The sequence below is a fragment of the Pseudomonas sp. KCJK9000 genome (assembly GCF_046230725.1).
GTDB classification, from domain to species: domain Bacteria; phylum Pseudomonadota; class Gammaproteobacteria; order Pseudomonadales; family Pseudomonadaceae; genus Aquipseudomonas; species Aquipseudomonas promysalinigenes.
Map to the genome: position 1 here is coordinate 1 of NZ_JBJJLN010000068.1, position 17,221 is coordinate 17,221.

General features: G+C 60.9%; 15 protein-coding genes. 7 read left to right on the plus strand and 8 right to left on the minus strand.

Features of this window, described 5'->3' with window-relative positions; genetic code table 11:
- Positions 1 to 35: 35 nt before the first annotated feature.
- Together ACK59H_RS20700 and ACK59H_RS20705 are read left to right on the plus strand one after the other, a co-directional pair.
- Complete coding sequence (locus ACK59H_RS20700) at positions 36 to 1,283, plus strand: DUF6861 domain-containing protein (RefSeq protein WP_350492284.1); 1,248 nt, start codon at positions 36 to 38, stop codon at positions 1,281 to 1,283.
- Entirely contained in the window at positions 1,283 to 1,588 is a 306-nt protein-coding gene (locus ACK59H_RS20705) for a DUF3630 family protein (RefSeq protein ID WP_350492285.1), read from the plus strand. The genes ACK59H_RS20700 and ACK59H_RS20705 overlap by 1 nt, the downstream gene beginning before the upstream one ends.
- A 268-nt stretch (positions 1,589 to 1,856) precedes the next feature.
- Here ACK59H_RS20705 and ACK59H_RS20710 read toward each other — a convergent pair whose 3' ends face one another.
- Together ACK59H_RS20710 and ACK59H_RS20715 are read right to left on the minus strand one after the other, a co-directional pair.
- The gene (locus tag ACK59H_RS20710) at positions 1,857 to 2,963 is read right to left on the minus strand and encodes a GlxA family transcriptional regulator (RefSeq protein ID WP_060478316.1); all 1,107 of its coding nucleotides are present in this window, start codon (positions 2,961 to 2,963) and stop codon (positions 1,857 to 1,859) included.
- Positions 2,964 to 3,355: 392 nt separating this feature from the next.
- Complete coding sequence (locus tag ACK59H_RS20715) at positions 3,356 to 4,732, minus strand: L-serine ammonia-lyase (RefSeq protein WP_060478342.1); 1,377 nt, start codon at positions 4,730 to 4,732, stop codon at positions 3,356 to 3,358.
- Positions 4,733 to 5,174: 442 nt separating this feature from the next.
- Between ACK59H_RS20715 and ACK59H_RS20720 the strand changes: the two genes are divergently transcribed.
- From ACK59H_RS20720 to choV, 3 genes are all read left to right on the plus strand, one after another.
- Positions 5,175 to 6,122 carry a choline ABC transporter substrate-binding protein gene (locus ACK59H_RS20720; protein ID WP_060478315.1) on the plus strand — a complete coding sequence of 316 codons (948 nt, stop codon included), beginning with the start codon at positions 5,175 to 5,177 and terminating at the stop codon, positions 6,120 to 6,122.
- Positions 6,123 to 6,203: 81 nt separating this feature from the next.
- The gene (choW, locus tag ACK59H_RS20725) at positions 6,204 to 7,052 is read left to right on the plus strand and encodes a choline ABC transporter permease subunit (RefSeq protein ID WP_186478442.1); all 849 of its coding nucleotides are present in this window, start codon (positions 6,204 to 6,206) and stop codon (positions 7,050 to 7,052) included.
- Complete coding sequence (choV, locus tag ACK59H_RS20730; protein WP_261744565.1) at positions 7,049 to 8,227, plus strand: choline ABC transporter ATP-binding protein; 1,179 nt, start codon at positions 7,049 to 7,051, stop codon at positions 8,225 to 8,227. Before choW ends, choV begins: the two co-directional genes overlap by 4 nt.
- Before the next feature lie 307 nt (positions 8,228 to 8,534).
- Here the strand turns inward: choV and hisF are convergent, their stop codons facing one another.
- The 6 genes from hisF to ACK59H_RS20760 form a co-directional block, all read right to left on the minus strand.
- Positions 8,535 to 9,305: an imidazole glycerol phosphate synthase subunit HisF gene (gene hisF / locus ACK59H_RS20735; RefSeq protein WP_060478312.1), complete on the minus strand. Its 771-nt coding sequence runs from the start codon at positions 9,303 to 9,305 to the stop codon at positions 8,535 to 8,537.
- Positions 9,306 to 9,315: 10 nt separating this feature from the next.
- On the minus strand, positions 9,316 to 10,053 hold the full coding sequence (gene hisA / locus ACK59H_RS20740) for a 1-(5-phosphoribosyl)-5-[(5-phosphoribosylamino)methylideneamino]imidazole-4-carboxamide isomerase (protein ID WP_003257484.1): 738 nt from the start codon (positions 10,051 to 10,053) through the stop codon (positions 9,316 to 9,318).
- A gap of 27 nt (positions 10,054 to 10,080) precedes the next feature.
- Positions 10,081 to 10,341: a DUF2164 domain-containing protein gene (locus ACK59H_RS20745; RefSeq protein ID WP_060478311.1), complete on the minus strand. Its 261-nt coding sequence runs from the start codon at positions 10,339 to 10,341 to the stop codon at positions 10,081 to 10,083.
- Entirely contained in the window at positions 10,342 to 10,980 is a 639-nt protein-coding gene (hisH, locus tag ACK59H_RS20750) for an imidazole glycerol phosphate synthase subunit HisH (RefSeq protein WP_060478310.1), read from the minus strand. It abuts the gene before it with no gap.
- Positions 10,981 to 11,574 (minus strand): imidazoleglycerol-phosphate dehydratase HisB, encoded by a 594-nt coding sequence (hisB, locus tag ACK59H_RS20755; protein WP_023532883.1) that lies wholly within the window; start codon positions 11,572 to 11,574, stop codon positions 10,981 to 10,983.
- A 212-nt stretch (positions 11,575 to 11,786) separates the two neighbouring features.
- The gene (locus ACK59H_RS20760; RefSeq protein WP_060478309.1) at positions 11,787 to 13,445 is read right to left on the minus strand and encodes an OFA family MFS transporter; all 1,659 of its coding nucleotides are present in this window, start codon (positions 13,443 to 13,445) and stop codon (positions 11,787 to 11,789) included.
- Positions 13,446 to 13,869: 424 nt separating this feature from the next.
- Between ACK59H_RS20760 and ACK59H_RS20765 the strand changes: the two genes are divergently transcribed.
- Positions 13,870 to 16,104 (plus strand): AsmA family protein, encoded by a 2,235-nt coding sequence (locus ACK59H_RS20765; protein ID WP_409264842.1) that lies wholly within the window; start codon positions 13,870 to 13,872, stop codon positions 16,102 to 16,104.
- The gene (gene mutY, locus ACK59H_RS20770; protein WP_060478307.1) at positions 16,101 to 17,168 is read left to right on the plus strand and encodes an A/G-specific adenine glycosylase; all 1,068 of its coding nucleotides are present in this window, start codon (positions 16,101 to 16,103) and stop codon (positions 17,166 to 17,168) included. Before ACK59H_RS20765 ends, mutY begins: the two co-directional genes overlap by 4 nt.
- Positions 17,169 to 17,221: the final 53 nt, after the last annotated feature.

A 17,221-nucleotide genomic window follows, 5' to 3' on the forward strand; every position in this document is an offset into this window, starting at 1 on the left:
AATTTAACCAAGACACGATAAGGAAGATCGTATAAATGGACTTTACGAGCAAAGTACCTACATGGGACGAGATAGAGCGAAATCTGGAAAATAAATTTGGTGAGCTAAATCAAAGCATTCAGACATATTGGCACGAAAGCAACCAAAGCTGGAATGGATTTACACGTCGCGTGAGCCATCAAGTCGACCAAACCTATGGGAGCTTAGGGGGAAATCGCATTGATGCTGTGCGCGAGGCATATTACCTCGCAGAACCCATGTTTCTTGAAAGAATCAGGCAACACTGGTCCACTCTTCACATAGAGCAGATAATCGATGTGCTCCGCAAGCTCGCAAAAGAAGTCTCCATGATTCTGGGCGGCAGCATAACAATTGGCTCCATCGTTGGCGGCGCCGCTGGCTCACTGGCTTTTGGTGCGGGGGCAGTTCCCGGTGCAGTCGCAGGAGGTGCGATCGGCCTAGAGGTTGGCAACCTCGTGCTTGTCGGTTTAGGCTTGTCAGCAATATCTGAGTACTTCCTTATGGGAATACCCACCTGCTTGGCCACACTGCAAGACGGTATTATTACAGCTTGGCACTCAGAGGACGGGATACCTAGCGGGCTTGACCCAACTGGAGGATCTGCAGCTCGAAGAGAGCAGATGATAAGGCAGGCTGCCAACCAACTTGCCAGAGGGCAAGAGCAACTGGTCCAGTTGCTACTCACCGCGATAGTCGCTTACCTATTACGCGGCCCAATCAACTCTGGCATTTCCAACACTATGGAAAGCATTGCGTCCAGGAGCTTCAATTTCAAGGCCGAAGTAACAAACAGAGAGCTAGCCTCCTGGCTAGGCAGGAACCAGGCTGCATTATTGGCACACCCGGAACTGCAGCCATCTTCAGGACAAATATTGAACAGAGCCAAGCCATCTACAGCAATAGATGTGCCTAAATGGGATAACGTCCGATTTAGGGCCGATGGTGATTTCGGCAACCTTCCTGCATTGAGACAACTCTATGTCCGAGAAGTATACGACCTGCAGCAACGCGTAAGCGCAATGAGGGCGTCGAGCGCAACGCTCGATGAAATTGCGAAATTCGCCCATGCTTCACGCACAGCCATCAAGCTGAAATACAGAGAATTTACCCCTCCGGATCTTCTAAAAGTAATTGACGAGCGTAACATAGGCAAATACGGTGACAAGCTCGGACCAACATTCGAATGGCTTGTAGAAAAAGGCAAGTCATTTGAGCAAATCATTGAGAGCGCAACCCGCTCTGGCGGTGGAGACCTATTTTGATGAACAGCCTCAAGCTAGACGCTTTGAACTTAGAAACAATGCACTCAGGAAGGTCCTGCCTAAACTTAACTTCGCGCATAAACTGGGAGGATTTTCCGGATTATGCAAAAGCAGTACTTGAATTACTTGAAGGTAAGATCGAGAAAAAAACGGACACTGTCGACATAAGAGTATGGGAGGTAAGCATTGAAAGGGAAAGATTTTATCTGACTTATGATGACTTCCCAGTAATGGTTTCACTCGAATCTTTGACACCCAAAGGAGATTTATTGCTACCTGAGTTCAAGTTAAAAATAACAGCATAGAAATTTTATAAAGCCATGTGCTGGGTGATTTCCAAGAAAGCCTTCTCTGCACAGAGGCTGTCTCATATCATTTGGGTATCAGCGGTCGAATATCTTCACGGGGTGGTATGCCAGAGTGTTCTGGGGGCGATGTCACCCGTAGTCGAGAATCGTTATCAGAAGTTGGGTTTGTGTTGCCTGTGCTGGTCTCATCGCGGCTAAAGCCGCTCCTACAGGGACGTGCAATACCTGTAGGAGCGGCTTTAGCCGCGATGCAGGCGGTGCGGTATCAGAGCCTTACACTGGCAAAGGTCGATTCGTTGCGCGCCTGGCTCAGGGCAGCCATCGGCCCACCGTGTGGCGACAGGGTCATGGCCTGCGGGATTGGCATCATCGCCACCTGTTGCGTGGTGTTGGAGCCCACACGCTCATCACGCGGTGGAATGCCGAAGTACTCGCGGTAGCACTTGGAGAAGTGCGGCGTGGATACAAAGCCGCACACCGACGCCACTTCGATGATCGACATCGGCGTCTGCTTGAGCAACTGCCGCGCACGGATCAGACGCAGCTTCAGGTAGTAGCGCGACGGCGAGCAGTGCAGGTACTTCTGGAACAGCCGTTCGAGCTGACGGCGCGATACCGACACATAAACGGCCAGTTCGTCGAGGTCGATCGGCTCTTCGAGGTTGGCCTCCATCAATGCCACGATCTCTTGCAGCTTCGGCTGGTTGGTGCCGAGCATGTGCTTGAGCGGCACGCGCTGGTGGTCCTGCTCGTTGCGGATGCGCTCGTAGACGAACATCTCGGAAATTGCCGCAGACAGCTCGCGGCCATGATCACGGCTAATCAGATGCAGCATCATGTCCAGCGGCGCGGTGCCACCGGAGCTGGTGAAGCGATTGCGGTCGAGGGTGAACAGGCGGGTGCTCATATTGACCCTTGGGAAGGCCTCTTGCATCGCTGCCAGGCACTCCCAGTGCACGCTGCAATCGAAGCCGTCGAGCAGCCCGGCACAGGCCAGCGCCCAGCTGCCGGTACACACCGCACCCAGGCGGCGCGACTGGCGGGCCTGAGCCTGCAGCCAGGTAACATGTTCGCGGGTCACGGTGCGCTGAATGCCCACGCCACCACAGACGATCACGGTATCGATCGGCGGTGCGCTGTGCATGGCTGCATCGGGGGTGATCTGCAAGCCGTCACTGGCCCATACCTGGCCACCATCGACGGTCAGGGTGTGCCAACGATAAAGCTCGCGGCCAGACAACTGGTTGGCCATGCGCAGCGGCTCGACAGCCGATGCCAGGGAAATCAGGGTGAAATTGTCCAACAGAAGAAACCCGATGGACTGGGGGGCTGTGCGGTTCTGGGTTGGGTTCCCGGAGGTGTACGACGTCATCGCGGTTTCTCCTCACACAAATGCAGGGGTGCCTCAGGCGGGCACTGATTTTCTTGTTATGACCCCGACTTCGATGCTGGGGGCTTGATAGCAAACTCAACGCAAAGGCCGTGCCTAAAGTTGAACGCGCATCCGAAAAAAACTGAAAACGACGCCTTCGTTCGGCAAATCAGGGACTTCGCTCGGCTTAGTGAGCCTTCGCAAACCGGCGTGCTAGCGCCTTGCGGGTTACGGCTGAGCAATTTGGTGACAGGCCGAGCGCCGGTTGCCCAGAAACGACACTCTTTAGTGTCACCGACAATGCAGACACTGATCGCGACACCTGACGATTGGTTGAAATACAAACGCCCCAAAACGGGGCGTCGCGCAGGGTGCAGACCACTATCGGCGCATCAGCATTCGATGGCACTGACCGCCAGGCCACCGCGGGAGGTCTCTTTGTATTTGTCGTGCATGTCGGCACCGGTGTCGCGCATGGTGCGGATCACCTGGTCGAGGGAGATGAAGTGCTCGCCGTCGCCGCGCAGGGCCATCTGTACGGCGTTGATTGCCTTGACCGCGGCAATGGCATTGCGCTCGATGCATGGCACCTGCACCAGGCCTCCGACCGGGTCGCAGGTCAGCCCGAGGTTGTGCTCCAGGGCAATTTCGGCTGCGTTTTCCACCTGCGGCGGGGTAGCACCTAGCACCTGGGCAAGGCCTGCTGCCGCCATGGCGCAGGCCGAGCCAACCTCACCCTGGCAACCGACTTCCGCCCCGGAGATCGAGGCGTTTTTCTTGCACAAGATACCCACGGCAGCTGCACCGAGGAAGAAGTCGACCACGCTCGACTCGTCCACCGCATCGCTGAAGCGCATGTAGTAATGCAGCACCGCCGGGATGATGCCGGCCGCGCCGTTGGTAGGTGCAGTGACCATGCGCCCGCCAGCGGCGTTTTCTTCATTCACGGCCAGAGCGAACAGGTTCACCCACTCCATGGCGCTCATGGTCGAACCGATCACGTTGGGCTTGCCGATCTCCTGCAGGCTGCGGTGCAGCTTGGCAGCACGGCGGCGTACGTTGAGCCCGCCAGGTAACGTACCCTCGTATTTGAGGCCGTTGTTGACGCACTCCTGCATGGCTTCCCAAAGCTTGTGCAGGCCGGCGCGGATTTCTTCTTCGCTGCGCCAGACCTTCTCGTTGGCCATCATCAATTGCGACACGCTGAGGTCGTTTTGCTTGCACAGGCGCAGCAGTTCGGCTGCGCTGTTGAAATCGTACGGCAACACCGTCTGGTCGGCGTCCAATACGCCGCTGGCGGCCTGGGCGGCATCCACTACGAAGCCGCCCCCCACCGAATAATAGGTGTCACGGTGCAGTTCGCCCTGGGCGCCTTCGGCGATCAAGGTCATGGCATTGGGGTGGTACGGCAGGTTTTCGTCCAGCAACAGCATGTCGCGAGCCCAGACGAACTCGATGGGCAGGCGGTTATCCAGCTTGAGGATATTGGTTTCGCGCAGGTCGGCGATGCGCGGGACGATCTGGGTTGGGTCAATGGCGTCTGGCCATTCGCCCATCAGCCCCATGATGGTGGCGTTGTCGGTGCCATGGCCAATACCGGTTGCCGAAAGCGAGCCATACAGCCGCACTTCGACCCTTTGCACCTGCTCCAGCTCGCCGCGCTCACGCAGGCCCTGAACGAACAGGGCGCCAGCACGCATGGGGCCTACGGTGTGGGAGCTGGAGGGCCCGACACCGATCTTGAACAGGTCGAACACGCTGATGGCCATTGTCGCTTCACCTCTTGCTGGGCTTGTCTCTGCGCGCCATGCGCAGGGCGGGGCAACTGCTAGGCTGAAGCTGCGAGCCGCCACGAATGCACGCATCATCGGGCTTTTGCCTACCCCCTCGCCGTCTGCAACCGACGTACTTTTGTCCAGCAGCGCCGCGGCCATTTCGGCCAGGCGCGCGCCGCTTTCAAGCGGCCAGCTGACGCAAAAATACGGCTACAGGGGTGGAAAAACTCATAAACGACATCGCCCATACTGGATGCGACCCGTTGCGTACTGGTTACGACCCCACCAGTAGGCGATTGCCCTGCGCTGGAGGATTATCGAAAGCGACTCGTATAGCACGGCCACGCAACCTGCCCTCTGCAGGCCTGGTCGACCGGACCCTGAGAACGTCCGGCGACCCACGCGAACCCGAAGACAAAATCACAGGAGTCCATCCATGAAAGGTTCACCCTCGCTGTTGTTGGTTGCGATGCTTGCTGCGCCGCTGATGGCCCAGGCCGCCGAGCCTGAGCAGTGCAAGACGGTACGTTTCTCCGATGTCGGCTGGACTGACATCACCGTCACCACCGCCACCACCAGCGCTGTGCTCGAAGCACTGGGTTACAAGACCCACACCACGATGATCTCGGTACCGGTGACCTACAAGTCATTGGCCACCGGCAAGGACCTGGACGTGTTTCTCGGCAACTGGATGCCGACCATGGAGAACGACATCAAGCCGTACCGTGACGCAGGCACGGTGGAAACCGTGCGCGCTAACCTGGAAAACGCCAAGTACACCTTGGCCGTACCCCAGGCGCTGTACGACAAGGGCCTGAAGGATTTCAGCGACATTCCCAAGTTCAAGAAGGAACTGGACGGCAAGATCTACGGCATCGAACCGGGCAACGATGGCAACCGCACCATCCAGAGCATGATCGACAAGAACGCCTGGGGCCTGAAGGATGCCGGTTTCAAGATCGTGCAATCGAGCGAGGCCGGCATGCTGACGCAAGTGGACCGCGCGCAGAAACGCGGTGAAGCGATCGTGTTCCTGGGTTGGGAACCTCACCCGATGAACACTCGCTTCAAGATGCAGTACCTGACCGGCGGGGACGAGTTCTTCGGTCCCGATTTCGGCAAGGCTACCGTGCTGACCAACACCCGCAAGGGCTATACGCAGGAATGCAGCAACGTCGGCCAACTGCTGAAGAACCTGTCGTTCGAGCTCAAGGATGAAAGCACCATGATGGGCTATGTCCTGGACGACAAGATGAAGCCCGACGCAGCCGCCAAGAAGTGGCTCAAGGATAACCCCGGCAAGCTCGATACCTGGCTTGCAGGCGTTACCACCGTGGATGGCAAACCCGGCCTTGAGGCGGCCAAGGCCAAGCTGACGCAATAACGCAAGACGCCATGGCAACACCGCGGGGCAGGACCGTGCCTGCCCCGGACTGATTTCAATCTTTGCAGGTGGAAGCTCGCTATCATGCTTATCGATCAGAAAATACCCTTGGGGCAGTACATCGCGTCGTTCGTGGAATGGCTGACCCAGAACGGCGCCTCGTACTTCGATGCCATCGCCCGAGGCCTGGAGTTCATGATCCATGGGGTCACCAGCACCCTGACCTTTTTCAACCCATTCGTGCTCATTGCCATATTCGCCGCCTTGGCGCACTTCATTCAGCGCAAATGGGCGCTAACCGCTTTCGTCGCCTTTTCGTTTCTGCTGATCCTCAACCTGGGGTACTGGCAGGAAACCATGGAAACCCTGGCCCAGGTGAGCTTCGCCACCGTGGTTTGCGTGGCCATCGGCGTGCCGCTGGGTATCGTCGCCGCGCACAAGCCAATGTTCTATACCGCCATGCGCCCGGTGCTGGACCTGATGCAGACAGTGCCGACCTTCGTCTACCTGATTCCAACCCTGACCCTGTTCGGCCTCGGCGTAGTGCCGGGGCTGATTTCGACGGTGGTGTTCGCCATCGCCGCGCCAATTCGTCTTACCTACCTGGGCATCTGTGACGTACCGCAAGAGCTGATGGACGCCGGCAAGGCGTTTGGCTGCTCGCGCCGTCAGCTGCTCACCCGTATCGAACTGCCGCATGCGATGCCAAGCATCGCTGCCGGCGTTACCCAGTGCATCATGCTGTCGCTGTCGATGGTGGTGATCGCCGCCCTGGTGGGCGCCGACGGCCTGGGCAAACCTGTGGTCAACGCACTGAACACCGCCGATATCTCCCTGGGCTTCGAAGCAGGCCTGGCGATCGTGCTGCTGGCGATCATGCTCGACCGTATCTGCAAGCAACCGGAACTGCCGGTAAGGGGTGAGGCATGAGCATCATTCGATTCGAAGACGTCGACGTCATCTTCTCCAACAAGCCACGCGAAGCGCTGTCGCTGCTGGACCAAGGCCAGACCCGCGAACAGATCCTCAAGCAAACCGGCTTGGTGGTGGGCGTGGAAAAGGCCAACCTCGATATCAACAAAGGCGAGATCTGCGTACTGATGGGCCTGTCCGGTTCGGGCAAGTCGAGCCTGCTGCGCTGCATCAACGGCCTCAACACCGTCAGCCGCGGCAAGCTGTTCGTCGAGCACGAAGGCAAGCATATCGACATCGCCAACTGCACCCCGGCCGAACTTAAGATGATGCGCACCAAACGCATCGCCATGGTGTTCCAGAAGTTCGCCCTGATGCCGTGGCTGACGGTGCGCGAGAACATCAGCTTTGGCCTGGAAATGCAGGGCCGCCCAGAGAAAGAGCGGCGCAAGCTGGTCGATGAGAAGCTCGAACTGGTTGGCCTGACCCAATGGCGTAACAAGAAACCGGACGAACTCTCCGGCGGCATGCAGCAGCGTGTGGGCCTGGCCCGGGCGCTGGCGATGGATGCCGATATCCTGCTGATGGACGAACCGTTTTCGGCCCTCGACCCGCTGATCCGCCAGGGCCTGCAAGACGAGCTGCTGGGCCTGCAGGCCAAGCTGAGCAAGACCATCGTGTTCGTCAGCCACGACCTGGACGAGGCCCTGAAACTGGGCAGCCGCATCGCCATCATGAAAGACGGGCGGATCATCCAGTACAGCAAGCCGGAAGAGATCGTACTGAACCCGGCCGATGAATACGTGCGTACCTTCGTCGCCCACACCAATCCGCTGAATGTGCTGTGCGGCCGCAGCCTGATGCGCAGCCTGGACAACTGCAAACGGGTCAACGGCTCGGTCTGCCTGGACCCAGGGATCGACTCCTGGCTGGACCTGGGTGAGGGCGGTTCGCTCAAGCGTGCGCGCCAGGGCCAGAACGGCCTGGATATGCAGAATTGGGCACCAGGGCAGGATGTGGAACTGCTGGGGCGCAGGCCCACGGTGGTGCACGCCGACATCGGCATGCGCGATGCCCTGCAGATTCGCTACCAGACTGGCAACAAGCTGGTGCTGCAGGATAACGACAAGGTGGTGGGGATTCTTGGGGATACCGAGCTTTATCACGCGTTGCTCGGCAAGACCCACGGGTGATGTAAATGGGGCCGCTTTGCGGCCCATCGCGACCTTACGGTCGCTCCTACGGGGGGCGCGGGTGCTTGGCCTATCGCGACTTTACGGTCGCTCCTACGGGGGGCACGGGTGCTTGGCCTATCGCGACCTTACGGTCGCTCCTACGGGGGCACGGGTGCTTGGCCTATCGCGACCTTACGGTCGCTCCTACGGGGGGCGCGTGCTTGGCCTATCGCGACCTTACGGTCGCTCCTACGGGGGGCACGGGTGCTTTTGTAGGAGCGACCGTGAGGTCGCGATGGGCTGCAAAGCAGCCCCTATCAATATTTCAGCGAACCACGATCCCGCGTGAAGCCATGTAGGCCTTGGCCTCAGGCACCGTGTACTCACCAAAGTGGAAGATACTGGCCGCCAGCACCGCACTGGCGTGACCTTCCACGATCCCATCAGCCAAATGCTGCAGGTTACCCACACCACCCGAAGCGATCACCGGAATCCCGAGGGCATCGCTGATGGCGCGGGTAACCCCAAGGTCGAAGCCGTTCTTCATGCCGTCCTGGTCCATGCTGGTCAGCAGAATCTCCCCTGCCCCCAGGCCTTCCATCTTCTTCGCCCATTCAACTGCATCCAGCCCGGTAGGCTTACGCCCACCGTGGGTGAAGATCTCCCAACGCGGGGCTTCGCCCGGCCCGGACACCTTCTTGGCATCGATGGCCACAACGATGCACTGCGAGCCGAAACGGTCTGCCGCCTCGCCCACGAATTCCGGGTTGAACACCGCCGCGGTGTTGATCGACACCTTGTCGGCACCGGCGTTGAGCAGGTTGCGGATGTCTTGCACGGTACGCACGCCACCGCCCACGGTCAGCGGAATGAACACCTGGCTGGCCATGCGCTCGACGGTATGCAGGGTGGTGTCGCGGCCGTCGACGCTGGCGGTGATGTCGAGGAAAGTGATTTCGTCGGCACCCTGCTCGTTGTAGCGGCGGGCGATTTCCACCGGGTCCCCGGCATCACGGATGTTTTCGAACTTGACGCCCTTGACCACCCGGCCGTTGTCCACGTCCAGGCAAGGGATGATGCGCTTGGCCAGTGCCATGGTTCAGTCCTCAGCCTTGGTAGTTGTCGCAGAAAGCCTGGGCCTCGGCGACATCGAGGGTGCCTTCGTAGATGGCACGGCCAGTGATGGCGCCGATGATGCCCGGCGCTTTGGCGTCCAGCAGGGCCTTGATGTCGCCCAGGTTGTGAATGCCACCCGAGGCGATCACCGGGATCGAAGTCGCTTCGGCCAGGGCCTTGGTGAACGGCACATTGCAGCCTTGCATCATGCCGTCCTTGGCGATATCGGTGTAGACGATCGCCGAAACACCATCAGCCTCGAAACGCTTGGCCAGGTCGATGACCTGCACCGAGCTGACCTCGGCCCAACCATCGGTAGCGACAAAACCGTCCTTGGCGTCCAGGCCGACGATGACCTTGCCAGGGAAGGCCTTGCACGCCTCGGCGACGAATTCAGGCTGCTTGACCGCCTTGGTGCCGATGATCACGTAGCTGACGCCTGCCTTGACGTAGTGCTCGATGGTTTCCAGCGAACGAATGCCGCCGCCGATCTGGATCGGCAGGGTCGGGTAGCGCTTGGCGATGGCCGTGACCACTTCACCATTCACCGGCTGGCCCTCGAAGGCACCATTGAGGTCCACCAGGTGCAGGCGGCGGCAGCCACCTTCGACCCACTTGGCGGCCATGCTCACCGGGTCGTCGGAGAATACCGTGGAATCTTCCATGCGGCCCTGGCGCAGGCGCACACAGGCACCGTCCTTCAGATCGATAGCGGGGATAATGAGCATCTTGGGAACCTGTATTTTCTTAGGGTTTCAGGGCTTCTCGAGCGCCCACAGATCGCTTTCGATGCTCTCGAACCGCTCCTTGAGGTGCAGCTGAACATCGGCAATCGCCCTGTTGTAGTAAAGGGGTGCAATTTGTTTGCTGAACAGCTCGAGGACCTCGGCCACTTCGAACGACCCCAGCTGCAGCTCGAAGCGGTCTTCGAGAAAGCGCTTGAGCGTATCGAGCGCCTCGCGTTCCTCTTGGGCAGCCAGGGTGATGGTCGGGGCCTTGGTCTTCGAACGGCTCATTTACCAGCGCCCGTCCCAGGCAACGAAGTTCTGCAGCAGCTGCAGGCCATGGGTGTGGCTTTTCTCGGGGTGGAACTGCACGGCAAAGCGCGAGCCATCGGCCAAGGCTGCAGCGAAGTCGACGCCATAGTGGCCACGGCCGACTACCTGGCTCGGTTTGCCGGCATTGATGTAGTAGCTGTGCACGAAGTAGAAACGCGCACGGTCTGGAATGTCGTGCCACAGCGGGTGGTCGATGGTCTGGCTGACTTCGTTCCAGCCCATGTGCGGCACCTTCAGGTGCTCGCCGTCTTCTTTCAGGTCTTTGCCGAAGAAACGCACCTGGCCAGGGAACAGGCCGATGCAGTCGACACCGTCGTTCTCTTCGCTGTGCTCAAGCAACGCCTGCATGCCAACGCAGATGCCGAGGAACGGGCGATCCTGGCTCACTTCGCGGACCAGGCTGTCGAAGCCCAGGCGGCGGATTTCAGCCATGCAGTCACGGATCGCGCCAACGCCTGGGAACACCACACGGTCAGCCTCGCGGATCACCGCCGCGTCGCTGGTGACCAGCACCTTACCGGCGCCAACATGCTCCAGCGCCTTGGCTACCGAGTGCAGGTTGCCCATGCCATAGTCGATTACCGCTACCGTCTGCATTTACAGGCACCCTTTGGTCGACGGCATCTGCCCGGCCATACGCTCGTCGAGCGTCACGGCCATGCGCAGGGCGCGGCCGAATGCCTTGAACACGGTTTCGATCTGGTGGTGAGTGTTGTGCCCACGCAGGTTGTCGATGTGCAAGGTCACCAAGGCGTGGTTGACGAAGCCCTGGAAGAACTCCTGGAACAGGTCGACATCGAAGCCGCCTACCGAGGCGCGGGTGTATGGCACGTGCATCTGCAGGCCTGGGCGGCCGGAGAAGTCGATGACCACGCGCGACAGCGCTTCGTCCAACGGCACGTAGGCGTGGCCGTAGCGGAAGATGCCCTTCTTGTCGCCAATGGCCTGGGCGAATGCCATGCCCAGGGTGATACCGACGTCTTCGACGGTATGGTGATCGTCGATATGCAGGTCGCCCTTGCACTCGATATCCAGATCGATCAACCCATGACGGGCGATCTGGTCCAGCATGTGTTCAAGGAAAGGCACACCGATATCGAATCGGGCCTTGCCACTGCCATCGAGGTTGATCGAGCACTTGACCTGGGTTTCCAGGGTATTGCGCTCGACGGAAGCCTTACGTTCGACCATCACCAGCTCCGCAAAATCATTGGGCGAAAAGGGCTCCATTATAGGCCCAGAACGCGCCGGCTTGAAACGCGGATGACATATGGCATTAGGCATGGGTGGGTAAAGTCGGCGCTGCCAGGTTCGACACACCTTCCCAAGCAACTGCCCGACCTACCTGCTCCAGCCGTAAAGGGGCCCTCACAGGCCCCAGTGATGCGCTCAGGCTGGCCCCATCAGTGGAACAGCACAGCGGTCTTCTGCAAGGTGATCCAAATACCCCACGCCAGCGGAATCACCACCACGGCCCAGGCGATCAGCACCAGCGGCAGGCTGCCAGGGGCTGGGTGCCATTCCAGCGAGCGCGCACCTTCGGCACCTTTGTCGTGGCTAAGCGCACGCTCGGCAGCCAGTTCGGCATCGCTCATGAAATGCTTGTCGGCCACCGGGCGCACCAGCATGTTGCAGATAAAGCCCAACACCAGCAGGCCGGCGAGGATGTACAGCGTCATGTCGTAGGCCGCGGCACGTTCCACGCCCGCCGCCAACTGGTACTCACGCAGATAGGTGATCAGCACTGGGCCCAGCACGCCAGCAGCAGCCCAGGCGGTCAGCAGGCGACCGTGGATGGCGCCGACCATCTGTGTACCAAACAGGTCGGCCAGGTAGGCTGGCACGGTAGCGAAGCCACCGCCGTACATCGACAGAATGATGCAGAACGCCGCCACGAACAGCGCCACATTACCCAAGTGGCCCATGTTCGGCACCAGGCTGTACAACCCAACGCCCAGGGCGAAGAAGGCGAAGTAGGTGTTCTTGCGGCCAATGTAGTCGGAGAACGACGCCCAGAAGAACCGGCCGCCGATGTTGAACAGGCTGAGCAGGCCAGTAAAGCCGGCGGCGATGGCAGCGATTTGCGCCAGTTGCGCAGCGTTCAGTTCGCTGAAGGTCAGCTCGTTGCCCAGCAGCTTGCCGGCGAATACTTCCTGCAGCAGTGGCGATGCCATGCCGAGAATACCGATACCCGCCGACACGTTCAGGCACAGTACCAGCCAGATCAGCGCGAACTGCGGAGTTTTCCAAGCCACGCTGACGTGGACGTGGCGGTCGGTGACCATCGCGTTGGCTTTTTTGACCGGTGCAGTCCAGCCCTCAGGCTTCCAGCCGGTAGGCGGCACGCGGTAAGCCAGAGCCCCTGCGGTCATGAACACGAAATAGATCGCAGCCATGACGACGAAGCTCTGCCACACGCCAACTTCATGCTCGTTGCCAAAATGGCCCATCAGCGCGGTAGCCAGGGGTGCGCCAACCATCGCGCCGCCGCCAAAGCCCATGATCGCCATGCCAGTAGCCATGCCGCGTTTGTCCGGGAACCATTTGATCAGGGTCGAAACCGGCGAAATATAGCCAAGCCCAAGGCCGATACCGCCAATGACTCCCGACCCCAGCCACATCAGCCACAGTTGGTGCGTCTTCACACCAATGGCAGAAATCAGCATGCCGCCGCACCAGCACAGCGCCGACACCAGGCCAGCCTTACGAGGGCCTGCGTGTTCCAGCCAGCCGCCGAGCACCGCCGCCGAGCAGCCGAGGAACACGAAGAACAGGGTATAGATCCAGCTCAGCATCGAGATCGGCCAGTCGCATTGCGCGCTGAACATACGGGCGATGAAGCCCATGTCGGCCGAACAGGCCACAGGCGCGGTGATGCCGATGGCTTGAGACAGCGGCAGCCAGAATACCGAGAAGCCGTAGGCCATGCCGATGCACAGGTGAATGGCCAGGGCCGCGGGCGGAACCAGCCAGCGATTGAAGCCCGGCCGGGCGATGATGCGCTCCTTGGACAGGAAGCTTGGCGCGCTGGCCACACCCCCTGCCCCGATTGTAGTGCTCATGGATTCGATCCTTTTGTAGGTAGACAGTGCTGGCGGATATCGTCCCAGGCTCTTGTACTCGCACGCAGGGCGAGGGGCCTTATCCTTGGGTAACGGCCCGCGACAATGGGTCGCGGCCACGCCGCAAAGCGGCACAAGAGTACCAGCTCACAGGTGACATGAAAGCAATCTGATATCGTTATTTTTGCCAACGCTGAATCGGTATTTCACTGGCGAGCGCTTGGCGCGCAAAAGCTTTGATGACTCTCCCAAAGGCGAGCCACCGGCGAAGAATCCAGCCGTGAAGGAACTGGCGCCACCACAACTGTCGAACCTCCAAACCACCTGATTCGCCCTGCATCGTGCGCCGATCAAGCAGGGCCCTCCCCTGCGGCGCTATACTCTGGCGTTCGGAATTCACACTACAGACTACAAGGACTCGCCCATGAAAGCGTTCGGCAAAATCCTGGGACTGGGGCTTCTCGGGTTGCTGCTGATCATTGTGGCGCTGGGCTTCGCCCTGACCCACTTGTTCGATCCCAACGACTATAAAGACGAGATCCGCCAACTGGCGCGCGACAAGGCCCACGTCGAGCTCACCCTCAACGGCGACATCGGCTGGAGCCTGTTCCCATGGCTGGGCCTGGAGTTGCATGACGCCAGCATCGCGACCCTGACCAACCCGCAAGCGCCATTCGCCGACTTGCAGATGCTTGGGTTGTCTGTACGCGTGCTGCCATTGCTGCGCCGCGAAGTGCAGATGAGCGATGTGCGGGTCGAGGGCCTGAACCTGACCCTGGCGCGCGACGAAAACGGCCATGGCAACTGGGAAGACATCGGCAAGCCGCTGCCGACGGCAGACCAGGGCGCTGCCGATGCGCCTGCCCATGCGCCTGCCGAGCAACCGGCCAAGCCTGCTCAGAGCAGCGAACGCGCAGTCAAGCTGGATATCGACAGCCTCACCGTGAACAACGCCCGGGTGCAGTACACCGATGCCAAGAGCGGCCAAAGTTACAGCGCCGAAAGCATCCAGCTGAGCACGGGCCCCGTTCACGAAGGCGCCAACATCGCCCTGAAGGCCAGCGCTTTCCTCAGCGCCAGCCAACCCGCGATCAAGGCCCGCACGGAGCTTGCCGGGCAGTTGCGTTTCGACCGCGCGCTCAAGCGCTACAACTTCGAAGACATGCGCCTGAGCGGCGAAACTTCGGGTGAGCCGACCGGTGGCAAGACCGTCACCTTTGGTGCCCAGGGCCAACTGCTGGTCGACATGGGCGCCAACGTGGCGTCGTGGAGCGGCCTTAAAGTGTCTGCCAACCAACTGCGGGCACTCGGTGAGCTGAACCTGCGCGACCTCGACAAGCAACCGCAGCTCAGCGGCGGGCTGTCCATCGCCCAGTTCGACCTGCGCAGCTTCCTCGACGGCATCGGCCACCCACTGCCGGCCACCCAGGACGCGGCCGCATTCGCCAAGCTGGAGCTGGTCACCCGCCTGCAAGGCACGCCAACCAGCCTGACACTGGCTGACCTTGCCGTGAAACTGGATGACAGCACCTTCACCGGCCGCGTGGCCATCGAAGACTTTGCCAAACAAGCCCTGCGCCTGCAGCTCAAAGGTGACACCTTCGACGCCGACCGCTACATGCCTGCCAAGAGCGAGCAAGCCAAGGGGGCCACTGCTGCGCGCCAGGCCGAGGTTCAGCAACAGGAAGCCAGCGCCGTGGCCGGTGCCGGCAGCTCGCCGTTGCCCGACGCCCCGACCCAGGTGGCCTGGAGCCAGGACAAACTGCTCCCGGTCGACCGCCTGCGCGGGCTCGACCTGCAGGCCGACCTGGCTTTCGGCTCGCTGACGCTGGACAAGCTGCCCATCAGCGACGCCCAGCTGCAGGCTAGCGCACAGGGCGGCCTGGTGACCTTGCAGACCTTGCGCGGGGGCCTGTACAACGGCTCCTTCGAGGCCAAGGGCAATATCGACGTGCGCCCTGCCGTGCCGCAGCTGGGCTTGAACACCAAGATCAACCGCGTCCCGGTCGAACACTTCATCAAGGCCGAAGGCAAGTCGCAGACCCCACCGGTCAAAGGCCTGCTGACCCTGAACAGCGACCTGACCGCCACCGGCAACAGCCAGAAGGCACTGGTCGACAACCTCAACGGCAGCGCAAACTTCACCATCAACGACGGTGTGCTGGTCAATGCCAACCTGGAGCAGCAACTCTGCCAGGCCATCGCCACCCTCAACCGCAAGCACCTCAGTGGCGAACCTCGCGGCAAGGACACCCCGTTCCAGGAACTGCGCGGCAGCCTGGTGATTCGCAATGGCGTGGCCAGCAACCCGGACCTCAAAGCCCGCATCCCGGGCCTGACCGTCAACGGCCAGGGTGACCTCGACCTGCGCGTGCTGGGCATGGACTACAACGTTGGGGTGATCGTCGAAGGCGACCAGCGCGCCATGCCGGACCCGGCCTGCCAGGTCAATGAGCGCTACGTCGGTGTTGAAGTGCCGCTGCGCTGCCGCGGCCCACTGGAGCTGGGCGCCAAGGCTTGCCGCCTGGACCAGGATGGCCTGGGCAAAGTCGCAGCCAAGCTTGCTGGCAACCGCCTCAAAGACAAGATCGATGAAAAACTTGGAGACAAAGTGAGCCCAGAATTGAAAGACGCGCTCAAGGGGCTGTTCAAGCGATGACCCCCACGCAGTTCTCCAGCGCCGTGCTGGACTGGTACGACCAGCACGGTCGCCACGACCTGCCCTGGCAACAGGGCATCAACCCTTATCGGGTGTGGGTCTCGGAAATCATGCTGCAGCAGACTCAGGTCAGCACCGTGCTCAACTACTTCGACCGCTTCATGCAGGCCCTGCCGACCGTGCAGGCCCTGGCGCAAGCGCCGGAGGACGAAGTGCTGCACCTGTGGACCGGGCTTGGCTACTACACCCGCGCGCGCAACCTGCAGAAGGCCGCGAAGATCATTGTCGAACAGCATGGCGGTGAATTCCCCCGTAGCGTCGAGCAGCTCACCGAGCTGCCCGGCATTGGCCGCTCCACCGCCGGGGCCATCGCCAGCATCAGCATGGGCATCCGCGCACCGATTCTCGATGGCAACGTCAAGCGCGTGCTGGCCCGCTATACCGCCCAGGCCGGTTACCCCGGCGAGCCCAAGGTGGCCAACCAACTGTGGGCCACCGCCGAGCGGTTCACCCCGCAGCAGCGCGCCAACCATTACACCCAGGCGATGATGGACCTGGGGGCGACGCTGTGCACACGCAGCAAGCCCAGCTGCCTGATCTGCCCGTTGCAGCGCGGCTGTGAAGCGCACCTGCACGGCGAAGAAACCCGCTACCCCGAGCCCAAGCCACGCAAGGCGCTGCCCCAACGCCGCACGCTGATGCCGCTGCTGGCCAACCACGAAGGCGCCATCCTGCTCTATCGCCGCCCTTCCAGCGGCCTATGGGGCGGCCTGTGGAGCCTGCCGGAGCTGGACGACATCGGCCAGCTCGATGACCTCGCCTACCAGCACGGCCTGCGCTTGGCTGGCAGCCGTGCGCTGGAAGGCCTGACCCACACCTTCAGCCACTTCCAGCTGGCGATCGAGCCGTGGCTTGTGCGCGTCGACCCGGTCGGCCAGCACGTGGCCGAGGCCGACTGGCTCTGGTATAACCTCGCCACCCCGCCGCGCCTGGGCCTCGCCGCCCCGGTCAAGAAGCTGCTCAAACGCGCGGCCGACGAACTGATTGCAGGAGAAGCCCAATGACCCGCACCGTGATGTGCCGCAAATACAAAGAAGAACTCCCAGGCCTCGCCCGC